The organism is Corallococcus sp. 4LFB, assembly GCF_046520365.1.
Lineage (GTDB): Bacteria > Myxococcota > Myxococcia > Myxococcales > Myxococcaceae > Corallococcus > Corallococcus caeni.
The window spans coordinates 1-12,766 of sequence record NZ_JBKGHJ010000241.1 but is presented as its reverse complement, the minus strand read 5'-3'; the positions used below and the strand labels follow the sequence as shown (position 1 = coordinate 12,766).

Genomic DNA, 12,766 nt, shown 5'->3' with positions numbered 1-12,766 from the left:
TGGCGCTGCGGCGCAGGTCCTCGGACGGGGACGCGCAGGCGCTGCGGCGCGCGCGCGACATGTTCCAGGGCGCGCTGGACGCGGTGCCGGAGCCGCTGTTCATCAAGGACCGCGAGCACCGGCTGGTGGCGATGAACGGCGCCTACTGCCGCCTGTTGGATCAGCCCGCCGAAGCGCTGCGCGGCACCATCACCTCGCCGCAGGTGCCGCCGCATGAAGCGGAGGCGTCGTGGCGCCAGGACGAGCGCGCCTTCACCACCGGGCAGACGGTGGAGGACGAGGGCGCCTTCACCGACTCCAAGGGCCGCTCGCGCGAGGTGCTCACGCAGCGGGCCGCGTACGCGCTGCCCAACGGCGAGCGCTTCCTCGTGGGGCTGGTGCGCGACGTGACCGAGCGCACCCGCCTGGAGGCGCAGCGGCGGCTGGCGGAGCGGATGACGTCCGTGGGCACGCTGGCCGCGGGCGTCGCGCATGAAATCAACAACCCGCTCTCCTACGTGACGTCCAACCTGGCCTACCTCTGGGAGCGCGTGGCCCAGCCGGTGGTGCCGGTGCCGACCGAGCAGCTGGAGGAGCTGCGGCAGGTGGTGGCGGAGGCGCTGGAGGGCGCGGGGCGGGTGCGCTCCATCGTGCGCGACCTGCGGACGTTCTCGCGCACGGAGGAGGAGCAGCACGGGCCGGTGGACGTGCGGCGCGCGGTGGAGGGCGCGGTCAAGCTGATGCGCGACGAGCTCCAGCACCGCGCGCGCCTGACGTGCGAGCTGGAGCCGGTGGCGGCGGTGCACGGCAACGAGGGCCGGCTGGCCCAGGTCGTCACGCATCTGCTGATGAACGCGCTCCAGGCGTTTGGCGAGCGGCCTCCGGAGGAGAACCAGCTGCGGCTGCGCCTGCGTCCGGGCCGCGAGGGCCACGTGCTCATCGAGGTGGAGGACAACGGGGCCGGGATGCCCGCGGAGGTGCGCCAGCGCATCTTCGATCCGTTCTTCACCACGCGCTCGCCCAAGGGCGGCACGGGCCTGGGCCTGTCCATCTGCCTCACGCTGGTGCACGCGATGGGCGGCCACATCGAGGTCGCCAGCGAGCAGGGCCAGGGCAGCCTCTTCCGCGTGGAGCTGCCGGCGCTCACGCTGCCGCCCGAAGCCCTCCGGCCCCCGCAGCCGGTCGCGGCCGCGGCGGACGAGTCCGCGCAGTCGGCGCGCGCGACGCGCAACCTGCGCAGGCTGCTGCTCATCGACGACGAGCCGGCGGTGGGCAGCGCGGTGAGCCGGCTGTTGCGCAACCTCTACGACGTGCACGTCATCCAGGACGCGCGCGAGGCGCTGCGGCGGCTGTCGCACGGCGAGAAGTTCGACGCCATCCTCTGCGACCTGATGATGCCGGGCATGAGCGGCATGGACTTCCTGGTGGAGCTGGAGCGGCTGGCGCCGGAGCTGGCGCCGCGCACCGGCCTGATGACGGGCGGGGTGAACCCGCAGGCCCGTGAGTTCGTGGGCCGCCGCGCGCGGGAGCTGCTGGAGAAGCCCTTCGAGCGCGACCAGCTGTGCACCTTCGTCGAAACCCTGATGCAATGAAGCGCCGGACGCGCTGGACGCTGGGCGCCGTGCTGGCGGCCCTGCTGCTCGCGGTCGTCCTCCGGGTGCCGCCCGAGCTTCGAGGGCTGTCCTTCGTGCTGCGCGCGGCGGGCCTGCACGGCGCCGTGGCGGATGCCCTGGCCCGCCGCGGCACCGGGGCCTTCACCGTCACGGACCTGCGCGTGCCCACGCGCCACGGGCCGGTGCGCGGGCGGCTCTACCAGCCGGATCAACGCAAGGGCCGGCTCATCGTGCTCACGTCCGGCGTGCACGCGGCGGGCATCGACGAGCCCCGGCTGGTGAAGCTGGCGGAGGACCTGGCCATGGGCGGACGGCCGGTGCTCACGCCGGAGCCGCCGGACCTGCTGCGCTACCAGATCACGCCGCGCCTGCCGGACGTCATCGAGGACACGGCCCTCTGGGCGCTGGGCCCGGGAGCGCTGGCGCCGGAAGGGGAGGTGGACCTCTTCGGCATCAGCTTCTCCGGAGGCCTGTCCGTCGTCGCGGCGGGCCGCCCCGCGCTGCGCGACAAGGTGGCCGCGGTGCTGTCCTTCGGAGGGCATGGCGAGCTGTCTCGCGTGCTGTCCTTCCTGTGCACGGGCGTGCAGGCGGACGGGGTGCACCGCAGGCCGCATGACTACGGCGTGGTGGTCATCCTGCTGAACGTCGCGGACCGGCTGGTGCCGCCGGAGCAGGTGGAGGCGCTGCGCCAGGGCGTCCTGACGTTCATGCACGCGTCGCACCTGACGCTCGTGGACAGCAAGCAGGCGGAGGCCGCGTTCGCGGAGGCGCGCGCGATGGAGGCCACGCTGCCGGAGCCCGCCGCCACGCTGCTGCACCAGGTGAACACGCGCGACGTCGCCGCGCTGGGGCCCCGGCTGCTGCCCTTCGTGAAGGGCTTCGCCGGAGACCCGTCGCTGTCGCCGGAGCGCTCGCCCGCGCCCCGGGCGCCGGTGTACCTGCTGCACGGGACGGACGACTCCGTCATCCCCGCCATCGAGTCCACGCTCCTGGCGCGCGCGCTGGAGCCGTACACGCGGGTGCACCTGCGGCCCACGCCGTTGATCACCCACGCGGAGATGGACCGGCAGTCCAGCGCGATGGAGGCGCTGAAGCTGGTGCGCTTCTGGTCGGCCCTCCTCGACGAGTAGTCCGCCACCGCGCGACTTGACGTGCGGGGCCGTGAGCGGGTGCCATGGCGGGCATGTCCGTGTCCCTCGTGGTGTCGTTCGGGCTGGGTTGGCTGTTGGCGGCCGCGCCTTCCATCGTTCCGTGCAAGCCGGACACCGCCGATTGGACGGCCGCGAAGGAGGAGCTGGCCGCGTTCGATGCGCGGATGGAGGTGCTTCCGGAGGACGGCGACGTGGGGGAGGCGCGGACGGGCCTCATGCTGCTGCTGAGCCACCGCTGCTTCGGCATCGCTCGCGAGGAGGAGACGCGGGAGCCGCTGAGCTGGGACGAGGAGCACGTCGTCCCCGCGCTCGCGTTGAAGACGTGGTGGCGTGATGGGGGCAAGGCGTACTTCGAGTCCCAATTGGAGCTGGGCGGTGCCGGGGCGCGGACCGTCGTGATTCCGCCGGACCTTCGCGACGTGCTGGCGCGTGAGGCTTCGCCGAAGCATCGGCTGGCGCCCCTGTTGTGTCCCTTGAAGGCCGGTGCGTGCGGCGCGGAGACCGAGGCCTGGCGCGCGCGGGCAGAGAAGGCCTTCCGGCTTGAGAACCGCCGCCCCGGGACGTTCGACACGGATCCGCCGCCTCCGCCCGACTGCATGAAGGAAGCCCGGAAGCAGCCCGCCCGGCTTCGGTACATGGCATGGCGAGGATGCCTCGCGATCAACCCGAAGGCGCGGAATGTCCAGGCGGTGCTGCCGCTGGGCCGCATCCGCGTGCCGGTGGACGGCTGGCTGGTGATCCGTGGCCGCCGGGGGCACTACGGCTTCTGTGATCAGCTGGACGCCTACCACCTGGCAACGGGGACCGCGTACCGCTCGCGCAGTTGCTCCAAGCTGGCGTTGATGCCCGACGGCAAGGTGGACGCGGCCGGAACAGATGCCGCACGCCGGTCCGGAGTGAGGGTGGGGCGCGTGGCCCCGGAGCGGCTCCGCGAGCTGACGTGGATGTTGCTGCTGGAGCCCGAGGTGAAGGACGAGGTGCAGGTTGAGGCCCTGCGCATCCCGGTGCCGAAGGGCCTCCGTGTCGAATGGCCCGCGACGGATGAAAGCCTCTTGGGTGGCGTCGCGGGAAGGGTCTTCGGAGGCTCCACGGCGCAGACGGTCCTGAGCTGGAACTGGTTTCCTCCCGGAGGCGCGGAGCTCGTATCGGGCAGGTTCACGTTTCCCGATTCGTGGGCTCCCGGCGAGGACCACGTGAACGTGCTCATGCAGGAGGCGGAGGCGACGTTCCAGGAGGGATGCCCGGCGGCGCCTGTCCCCGTCCGGGAGCTCGACTTCACGCGCGAGCCCGGCGTCAACAGGCTCGATGCACCGGAAGGTGTGTCGCGGGTGCAGGATGCGCGGGTGGACGCGCTGCTCACCTGGAAGCCACCACCGGGCTGCAGGCCTGCGGTGGATGGCGGGTGAGCCTTTGGTCCTCTAACGATTGCAACACCAAGCATCGTTGGGAGCGGGCGTCCGGGCGTCGCGGAGACGACAGCGCCCCGAAGGGATGGTGGCGCGGCGGCGCCGCCGGTTAAACCTCTCGCCCCATGAGCGTCTGTCTCCCCGACGTCCTCCCCCACGAAGATGTCTTCGATTACGTGCAGCGCCTGACGGGCGGCTTCGACGCGCGCCTGTATCAACAGGTGTTGGGCGCGGCGAACGCATTCAAGGAAGGCGACGCGGCCATCGGTGTCGCGGCGGCGGATGAGGCGTCGCGAGAGAAGGCGCGGACCCTGCTGAGTCGCACGCGGCTGGACGACGTGCACGCGCATCCTCCGTTCGAGGACCGGCTGCACATCTTCAACCTGGAGGCGTGGGACTCCGCGCGCTGGAAGCGCGTGGCGGACTGGACGCTGGGCCGGCTCAAGCACTTCCTGCTCACCGCGCCCGAGCCGGAGGTGCACGCCGTCATCGACGGACTCCCCAGCGACGTCATCGCGTGTGTCGTGAAGCTGATGACAGACGCGGAGCTGAAGGCGGTGGGCGGGCGCATCTTCCATCCATTGCCGGGCAGCCGCGTGGGCGCGAAGGGCTACCTGGGCGCGCGGTTGCAGCCCAACTCGCCCACGGATCATCCGGAGGACATCCGCTGGCAGGTCTTCAACGGGTGGTCCTTCGCGGTGGGCGACGTGGTGCTGGGCACCAACCCGGTGTCGTCGGACGTGGCGTCGGTGGCCGCGGTGGAGGCCGCGCTGCACGACGTGCTGGTGACGTTCGGGCTGGAGGAGGTGCTGCCCCACTGCGTGCTCGCGCACATCGACGTGCAGGCGCAGGTGGAGTCGCTGCGTCCGGGCACCACGGGCATCTGGTTCCAGAGCCTGGGCGGGAACGAGGCGGCCAACCGCACCTTCGACGTGACGCTGGAGAAGATGGTGGCGCACGCGGCGGCGCGCACCGGGCGCTGGGGCCTGTACTTCGAGACGGGGCAGGGCGCGGACGCGACGAACGGGCACCACCACGGCACGGACATGCTCATCCACGAGTCGCGCAAGTACGGCTTCGCGCGGGCCCTGAAGCGCCGGGTGGCCATCGCGCAGGCGGGCGCGGGGCACGAGTCTGCGCCGTGGGTGCACGTCAACGACGTGGCGGGCTTCATCGGGCCGGAGGTGTTCCGCACGCGCGAACAGCTGGTGCGCTGCTGCCTGGAAGACATCGTGATGGGCAAGCTGCACGGCCTCACGCTGGGCCTGGACGTGTGCTCCACGCTGCACATGGACGTGACGCTGGACGACCTGGGCTGGTGCCAGGAGCAGCTCGCGGAGGCCGGGCCCGCGTACCTGATGGCGCTGCCCACGCGGAATGATCCGATGCTCAGCTACCTCACGACGTCCTTCCAGGACCACGTGCGGCTGCGCGAGCGGTACGGCCTGAAGGTGGATGACCGGATGTGGGCGTTCTTCCAGCGCCTGGGCGTCATCGACGCCGACGGGCGGCCGACGAAGCACTTCGGAGACCCCGCGCACGTCTACGTGCACTACCGCCGCCACAAGGGCGACACGCGGCCGGAGGCAGAGCTGCGCGGGGAGGCGGAGGCGCAGATGGCCCAGGTGCGCGCCCGGGGCGTGCCGCTGGCGGTGGGGCACGGCGACCAGACGTGGATGCTGGAGCCCACGCTGGAGAGGGACCTGCGGCAGCTGTACGAGGACGCCAAGGTGGGGCAGGGGTCGGAGCTGTCCGACGCGGCGGTGGAGGCCTGCCGGGGGCGGTGCGGCTGCGGACGTGCTCCGAGGACCGGCGCGACTACATCCTGCACCCGCCGTCCGGCGAGTCGCTGGACGCGGCGTCGGAAGCCACGGTGCGCGCGCTGCGCGACCGGCATGGCGGACGGTGGGACGCGCAGCTCGTCATCTCGGATGGGCTGGATCCGCGCTCGCTGATGGACGAGGGCCACCTGTCGCCGTTCCTGGCGCGGCTGCGCGCGGAGCTGGACGCGACGGGCTGGCGGGTGGCGCCGGAGGTGCTGGTGGTGAAGCACGGCCGCGTGCGCGCGGGCTACCAGGTGGGCCGCCTGCTGTTCGGCGCGGAAGGGGACCTGCGTCCGCGCGCGCTGGTGCATGTGATTGGCGAGCGCCCCGGCTCCGGGCACCACGCCTTCTCCGCGTACCTCACCGCGCCGGACGCGGACACCTGGGCGAAGCCGGGCGCGGTGGACCACGACCGCACCCGGCTCATCGCCGGCATCTCCGACACCAGCGTCCGGCCGGAGGACGCCGCCGTGGAGGCGGCGCGGATGCTCGGCGAGGCGCGGACTTCAATCACTCCCTGGGTGTCGGGGGTGGGCCTGGCAGCGGGTGTTCTCCCGTAAGACAATGCTTCAGCGCACCGCGGCGATGCTCGCGGCGGTGCGCACGCCGCCCACCGCGGTGGCCAGGGTGCTCTGGCCCGGGAACACGGAGTCCCCCACGAGCCACAGCCCGCGCTGGGCCTGGAAGGGTCCCAGGATGCGGTAGTTGTCCAACCCCGCACGCCGGGGCACGCCGCCCACCGCGCCCGCCTCCCGCAGCGTGAAGCGCTGGAACGTGCGGGGGGACCCCGTCATGACGTGCACGACGTTGGCCGTCCACTCGGGGAGCAGCGCGTCCAGGTTCTCGCGCATCCGCGCGTGGAGCCCGGTGAAGTAGAGCGCCTGTTCCTCCGGCGTGAGGCCCGCGACCTTCTTCAGCGGCACGTGCGTGGACACCGTCACCGTGCGCTGACCCGGCCGCGCGCGCCCCTCGTCCGCCGCTCCGCTCACGGAGGCGAAGAGGTGGTTTCCCTCGATGAAGGGCGCCTGCTCATCGCGCACCATGTCGAAGTGGTGCGCAGCGCCGGAGTCGCCTTCCGGTGGCCGCACCACGAGGTACAGCATCGCCGCGCCCCAGCCTCCGTCCACGCGCTCCGCCAGCGCGTCCAGCTTGGGGAGCTGGCCCGTCCGCGCATCCAGCAGCGTGCGCAGCCCGTGAGGCAACACGTTGGCCACCACGTGCCGGGCGAGCAGCTCGCCCCTGCGCGCCGTCACCCTCCAGCCTCCGTCCACGGGCGTGACCGCGCGCACCCGGTTCGCCAGGTGCACTTCGCCGCCCCGGTCGGTGATGGCCTTCGTCAGCGCCGTCGCCAGCCGGCCGATGCCGCCCCGGACATGGCCCGTGCCGCGCCAGTAGTAGTCCATCGCCGCGAACGCGAACGGGGTCTCCGCCTCCGCGGCGGAGCACTGCACGGTGATCTGACAGAGCGCATCCAGGTACGTGCGCAGCGGCGTGAAGCCCTCCAGCCCGTGTCGCGCGAGCACCTCGCCCAGGGGCCGGCCCAGCCACCGCAGCAGCGGCGCGTAGGACCCCACGCGCCCCGCGTGGCGCAGCAGCGTCTTCAGGCTCAACGGCGGCAGCAGGTCCGGGTCATCGAACAGCGGCCACAGCGCACCGGCCACCTGGGCCTGCAACGCGAAGAAGCGCCGCACGCCCTGCACGGGCGCCCGGGCAGCGCGCAGAGCTCCGCGATGAGGCGTTCGCGGTCGCGGTGCACCGGCAACCGCATCCCCGGGGCCCGCAGCTCCACCAGGGGATCCAACCAGTCCACCGTCACGTCCAGCGCGTGCTCGCGGATCCACCGGGCGAAGAGCTGGTGCTCGCCGAAGCCGGAGAAGAGCGTGGCGCCGGACTCGAAGGCGTAGCCGCCGCGCCGGAAGGTGCTCGCGCAGCCACCCGGGTAGTTGAGCCCTTCGCACAGCGCCACCCGGGCGCCCCGGCGACACAGCTCCAATGCGGTGCCCAGGCCGCCGAAGCCCGCACCCACCACCACCGCGTCGTACCAGGTGTCCGCCATCGCGCTTGAAAAGGGACCGGCACCGGAAGCGGGCCGGGGGAGGCCCGCTCCTTCCGGTGCCGGTATCGCGCACATGGCCAGGCGCGACGGGACTTTCCTAACGGGCCCGCACTTCCGCCGCGATTCTTTTCCCTTCCCGCAGGGGAGCCGGGCGTCCGGGCGCTTTCACTGGCGGGCACCCGGACCCGCCGCTAGTGGGGCATCCGCAGCTTGATGTTGAACGTGTACGACACGTTCACCGGGCGGCCCTGGAAGGTGAGGGGCTGATACGTGCGCGAGTAGAGCGACTCCAGCACCGCGTCATCCATGAACGGCAGGCCCTTGATGATGCGGCAGTCGCGCACCCGGCCCTCCGTGGTGATGACGCACTTCGCGATGATCATCCCTTCGACACCCGCGCGCCGCGCCTCGAGCGTGTAGCTGAACTGGGAACCGCTCAGCATCCGGGGCGGCGTCATCCCGCCCTGGAAGGGCACCACGTCCGTGCCGGTAGGGGCGGCCGTGATCACCGGCACGCCCACCGCGCCGATGGGGCTGTCGCTGTCCGGATTCCCGTTCGGGTCGCCCACCGGCCCGGACTCGCCCGTGCCCGTCGCGTCGGTCGTGGCCGCCGCGTCCGCGATCGTCGTCGGCTCCGGCTCCGGCTTCGCCTCCGGCAGGTCCGTTGGCAGCGGCTTCGGGTGCAGCGGGATGCGGTCCGTGCGCGGCCTGGGCTTCGGCGCCGGAGCGGCCGTGGCCGGCTTCGGCTGCGCGGCCTGCTTCACGCCCTGCCGGATGGCGGTCGCGCGGATGACGACAGGCACGAAGGGCTGCTCGACGGTCTCGGGCACCTGGCCGGAGATGAAGAACACCAGGCCCAGGAGCCCCGCGTGCACGCTGATGGACACCCACGCGCCCGTGCCGAACCGTCCCGAGCGCACTCCCCGCCGTTCGATGACCGACTCAAACATCTGACCCGCCTCCTGGTTGGAGAGGACGCTCCAGGCGTCCCGTCCCCACAAGATGCAAGGTACGAAGTCGCGCCAGCCGGAAGGCCGACAGCGCTCCATGTGTCGGTCATGATTTTGTCATGAGGGGCCGCCGCTCACGACCTCCATGCGGTAGCCCACGCCGCGCAGCGTGTGGATGGTGAAGCCCGACGTGCTCGTCCACCCGAGCTTCTTCTTCAGGTTCGACACGAAGTTGTCCACCGTGCGCGGATCCACCACGACGTCGCGGCCCCACACCGCGTCCAGGATTTCGCCCCGGGGCAGCGCGCGGTCGCGGTGGCGCAGGAGGAACGCCAGCAGGTCGAACTCCGTGCGCGTCAGGTCCACCTCGCCGCCGTCCGCCCGCAGCACCGCGCGGCGGCCCAGGTCCAGCGTGAAGGCGCCAAAGGTCAGCACCCGCGGCGGCGCCGTGCCCGCCCGGCGCACCAGCGCCTGCACGCGCGCGAGCAATTCACGCAGGCGGTAGGGCTTGGTGAGGTAGTCCTGCGCTCCGGACTCGAAGCCTCGCACCACGTCCTCCTCCAGCGTGCGCGCGGTGAGCATCAGCACCATGCTCTTCACGCCCTCCGCGCGCAGGCGGCGGCAGAAGCTGTAGCCGTCCTCGCCCGGCAGCATCACGTCCAGGATGAGCAGGTCGAACGCGCGCGACTGGAGGTGCGGCGCGGCGTCCTTCGCGGACGGGGCGTCCGTCACGTCGTAGCCCTCGTCGCGCAGGTTGTCGCGCAGGCCCATGCGCAGGTTCGCGTCGTCCTCGACGATGAGGATGGAGGGGCGGGTGGAGGGGGGCGGCGTCTGCGTCGTCATCGGCGCGTCTCGGGAAAGGTCAGGGCGAAGGTCGTGCCTTCAGGGCCGGAGGAGGCCACCTGGATGCTGCCCTGGTGCAGGCCCATGATTCTGCGGCACAGCGCCAGCCCCAGGCCACTTCCATGCACCTCCGGCCCGGGGGTTGTCAGCCGGTAGAAGTCCTGGAACACCCGCTCCCATTCCTCCTGGGGGATGCCCACGCCGTTGTCGCTGAAGAGCACCGTGGCGCCAAAGCCCGGCTGCGGATAGGCGCGCACGGTCAGCACCACGGGGCTGCGCTGGTTGTAGAGGCAGGCGTTGCGGCCCAGGTTGGCGAAGAGCATCCGGACGAGCGACGCGTCCGCGTCCAGCTCCACGTCGGCCACCTCCGAGCGGATCTCCACCGGCACGGTGACGGCGTCCTGCAGGTCCTCGCGCAGCGTGCCCACCGCCTCCTCCAGCCGCACGTGCGCGGGCCTCAGCGCCCACCGCCCCTTGTCGATGCGGTTGAAGGACAGGATGTTCTCCACCAGGAAGTGCAGGCCCTCCGCCGCGCGCACGATGCGGGTGGGGTAGTCCCCGGCCTCCGGGCTCTGGCCCAGCCGGCGCTCCAGCGTCTCTCCCAGCAGGCGGATGGACGCGAGCGGCGTGCGCAGCTCGTGCGACACGGTGGAGACGAAGTCGCTCTTGAGCTCCAGGAAGCGGTACTTGCGCTGCTGGGCCACCACCGCCAGCGCCGCGATGGCCGCCGCGAGCGCGCCGCACGCCGCGACCAGCAGCGTCTTCAGGCCATAGCGCGCCTCGATGTCGGCCTCCGCCGCGGCCCACCCGGGCGTGGCCACCTCCAGCCCCGGATGCTTCAGGGGGCGCGCCACGCCGCCGGGCCCCAGCCGCACCTGGCCGTCCCTGGGGATGAGGTTGCGCCCGCGCAGCTCCTCGGTCAGGTCGTCGAGCAGCGCGGACATGTCCACGGCCAGTCCGTGCACCTGCTCGGACGCGGGCTCCACGTACCACTGCTCGGCCAGCAGCGTGGGGCCATCCAGCGGCTCCGGCAGCACCAGCGCGCCCGCGCCGGCCTCCTGCACCCGCGCGACGAAGGCGTCATGGGGCTCCACCAGCGCCTGGCTCAGCGCCACGATGCGCGCCTGGAGGAAGTCGAAGTCCGGCCGCGTGAGCTGGGAGCGCGCGCGCAGCAGGTTGCGCTGCAGGCCCGGGTCCCGCGCCATGCCGCCCAGCTCCTCCGGAAGGCCCTCGCGCACCAGCGCCCGGATGAGGAGCGGCGTGTCCCCTCCGCGCTGGAGGTACTCCACCATGAGCAGGGTGAAGGGCAGCTCCTGATCCGGCGGCAGCGGGTGCGCCGCGTGGTAGCGCAAGAGTGACTCCACCGCAGTGTCCGTGCGCGCCTCCTTGCCGGAGACCAGGGCGGCCTCCGCCGCGCGCAGCCGCGCGAGCCGCTCCTGGAAGGGCGCCGGGACAGGGCCGTCCTCCAGCGCGTGCGCCAGCAGCGTGTAGGTGGCCTGGGCGGGGACGTCCGTGCCCTCCCGGGGCCAGTCCACGCGCGGCAGGAACTGGTGGCCGCGGAAGAGCAGGTAGTAGCCCTCCGCGGGCAGCAGCGGATCCCCCACGGCCGCGTTGAGCTTGGGCAGGTGCGTCTTCATCCGCTGCGCCAGCGCGGTGCGCAGCGACTCCGCCGCCAGCTGCTCCAGCGCGACCCGCCGCGAGCGCACCTGGGCCCGGGCGTCCTCACGCTCCTGGGTGAAGATGCGCTGGAGGCTCACCAGCCCCCAGCCGAGGGCCAGCAGTCCGCAACCCAGCGCGAGCAATGTGGGGAGGAGTCGGCGCAGCATTCGCGTCCCGCCGGACTGTAGCAGTGTCGGCGGGATTGCGGGCCTGGAGCCTCCAGGGTGAATAAAGTGTGGGGGGCCGGCGTCCCTCGGGGGTCTGGAGATCGGAGAAGAAGTCATGGGTTCTCGATGGTGGGTTGGTGTGATTGTCGGCCTGGCCACCCAGGGTGCGTTCGCGCAGACCTCGCCGGTCGCCGCGGATGACTGGGGGGATGACGCGTACGTCGAGCAGTCCAACGTGGATGATTCCGGGCCCATCGCGCCCTCTCCGCCCCCTGACCTTCCCGCCGAGTCGCCGACCCCTCGGCCCTATGCCGGCGCGGTGTGGACGTCCGGGCACTGGTACTGGGACGGCGACAGCTGGCAGTTCAAGTCCGGCGGCTGGGTGGAGCGCATGCCCGGCTACCAGTACGTCAACGGCTACTGGGCGCAGGACGACGACGTCTGGCGTTGGGTGTCCGGTGGCTGGGCGCGGGAGGGCTCCACCGAGGTGGAGATCCCCGTGGAGGTCGCCAGCGAGGACGTGACCGCGACCCAGGCGCCCCCGGCCCTGCGCGTGGAGACGCCGCCCCCCGCGCCTGCCGCGGCCTACACGTGGGCGCCGGGCTACTGGTACTGGGGCGCCAACGGCTACGAGTGGATCTCCGGCACCTGGATGGAGCCGCCGCGTCCGGGCCTGGTGTTCGTGTCGCCGCACTGGGTGCGCCGCGGGCCGTCGTGGGTGTTCGTGGGCGGCGGCTGGGGCTGGAACGGCTCGGTGCGCGTCATCGTCCCGGTCTACCGCCACGCGCACATCTCGCTGTCCTTCGGCCGCCCGAACTACTTCCTGCGCTCGTGGTACCGCTACCCGGGCGTGTCGTGGCGCTACTACGGCTACGGGCACAGCCGCTACCGCCCGGGCTACCACTACTCCCGCCCGGGGCCGTACCGGTACGGCCCGCGCGTTCATGACGCGTCGCCCGGGCGCTACCGCTACAACGGCCCGTCCCACGGCGGCCGGAGCAACAGCCGTCCCGGTCCGTACCGCCCGCAGAGCGGCGGCGGGGCCCACCCGTCGAACCATGGCAACAGCGGCGGCTGGGGCGGCACCCGGAGTCCTCCTCCGGGCGGGCGCGGGTCGAG

The 12,766-nt window shown here is 72.3% G+C and carries 10 protein-coding genes and 1 pseudogene; 6 read left to right on the top strand and 5 right to left on the bottom strand.

Features of this window, described 5'->3' with window-relative positions; all coding sequences use genetic code 11:
- From ACLEQD_RS24015 to ACLEQD_RS23995, 5 genes and pseudogenes are all read left to right on the top strand, one after another.
- A partial coding sequence (locus ACLEQD_RS24015) for an ATP-binding protein (RefSeq protein ID WP_410387058.1) occupies nt 1-1,571 on the top strand: 1,571 nt, incomplete at its 5' end.
- Nucleotides 1,568-2,722, top strand: coding sequence for a hypothetical protein (locus ACLEQD_RS24010; RefSeq protein WP_410387056.1), 1,155 nt, complete (start codon nt 1,568-1,570; stop codon nt 2,720-2,722). The genes ACLEQD_RS24015 and ACLEQD_RS24010, both read left to right, overlap by 4 nt.
- Before the next feature lie 44 nt (nt 2,723-2,766).
- Nucleotides 2,767-4,149 (top strand): hypothetical protein, encoded by a 1,383-nt coding sequence (locus tag ACLEQD_RS24005; RefSeq protein ID WP_410387054.1) that lies wholly within the window; start codon nt 2,767-2,769, stop codon nt 4,147-4,149.
- A 125-nt stretch (nt 4,150-4,274) separates the two neighbouring features.
- Nucleotides 4,275-5,660 (top strand): annotated as a pseudogene (eutB, locus tag ACLEQD_RS24000) (ethanolamine ammonia-lyase subunit EutB); the annotation flags it as partial.
- The gene (locus tag ACLEQD_RS23995) at nt 5,615-6,532 is read left to right on the top strand and encodes an ethanolamine ammonia-lyase light chain EutC (RefSeq protein WP_410387060.1); all 918 of its coding nucleotides are present in this window, start codon (nt 5,615-5,617) and stop codon (nt 6,530-6,532) included. The pseudogene eutB and the gene ACLEQD_RS23995, both read left to right, overlap by 46 nt.
- Before the next feature lie 9 nt (nt 6,533-6,541).
- On the opposite strand, the gene ACLEQD_RS23990 is transcribed toward ACLEQD_RS23995, so the two are convergent.
- From ACLEQD_RS23990 to ACLEQD_RS23970, 5 genes are all read right to left on the bottom strand, one after another.
- On the bottom strand, nt 6,542-7,663 hold the full coding sequence (locus ACLEQD_RS23990; RefSeq protein ID WP_410387053.1) for a phytoene desaturase family protein: 1,122 nt from the start codon (nt 7,661-7,663) through the stop codon (nt 6,542-6,544).
- A complete protein-coding gene (locus tag ACLEQD_RS23985) occupies nt 7,579-8,028 on the bottom strand; it encodes a phytoene desaturase family protein (RefSeq protein WP_410387050.1) in 450 nt (149 codons plus the stop codon). Before ACLEQD_RS23985 ends, ACLEQD_RS23990 begins: the two co-directional genes overlap by 85 nt.
- Nucleotides 8,029-8,219: 191 nt before the next feature.
- Nucleotides 8,220-8,978, bottom strand: a complete 759-nt coding sequence (locus tag ACLEQD_RS23980) for an energy transducer TonB (RefSeq protein ID WP_410387048.1) — start codon at nt 8,976-8,978, stop codon at nt 8,220-8,222.
- A gap of 117 nt (nt 8,979-9,095) precedes the next feature.
- Complete coding sequence (locus ACLEQD_RS23975; protein WP_410387047.1) at nt 9,096-9,821, bottom strand: response regulator transcription factor; 726 nt, start codon at nt 9,819-9,821, stop codon at nt 9,096-9,098.
- Nucleotides 9,818-11,647, bottom strand: a complete 1,830-nt coding sequence (locus ACLEQD_RS23970; RefSeq protein WP_410387045.1) for a sensor histidine kinase — start codon at nt 11,645-11,647, stop codon at nt 9,818-9,820. The genes ACLEQD_RS23975 and ACLEQD_RS23970 overlap by 4 nt, the downstream gene beginning before the upstream one ends.
- Nucleotides 11,648-11,762: 115 nt before the next feature.
- Between ACLEQD_RS23970 and ACLEQD_RS23965 the strand changes: the two genes are divergently transcribed.
- Nucleotides 11,763-12,766: hypothetical protein (locus ACLEQD_RS23965; protein WP_410387044.1), on the top strand; the 1,004-nt coding region annotated here is incomplete at its 3' end.

Bases quoted from the DNA above. Each gene is read 5' to 3' on its own strand.
- ACLEQD_RS23985 (WP_410387050.1), bottom strand. From the start codon at position 8,028: ATGGCGGACACCTGGTACGACGCGGTGGTGGTGGGTGCGGGCTTCGGC.
- ACLEQD_RS23980 (WP_410387048.1), bottom strand. From the start codon at position 8,978: ATGTTTGAGTCGGTCATCGAACGGCGGGGAGTGCGCTCGGGACGGTTC.
- ACLEQD_RS24010 (WP_410387056.1), top strand. From the start codon at position 1,568: ATGAAGCGCCGGACGCGCTGGACGCTGGGCGCCGTGCTGGCGGCCCTG.
- ACLEQD_RS23970 (WP_410387045.1), bottom strand. From the start codon at position 11,647: ATGCTGCGCCGACTCCTCCCCACATTGCTCGCGCTGGGTTGCGGACTG.
- ACLEQD_RS23975 (WP_410387047.1), bottom strand. From the start codon at position 9,821: ATGACGACGCAGACGCCGCCCCCCTCCACCCGCCCCTCCATCCTCATC.
- ACLEQD_RS24005 (WP_410387054.1), top strand. From the start codon at position 2,767: ATGGCGGGCATGTCCGTGTCCCTCGTGGTGTCGTTCGGGCTGGGTTGG.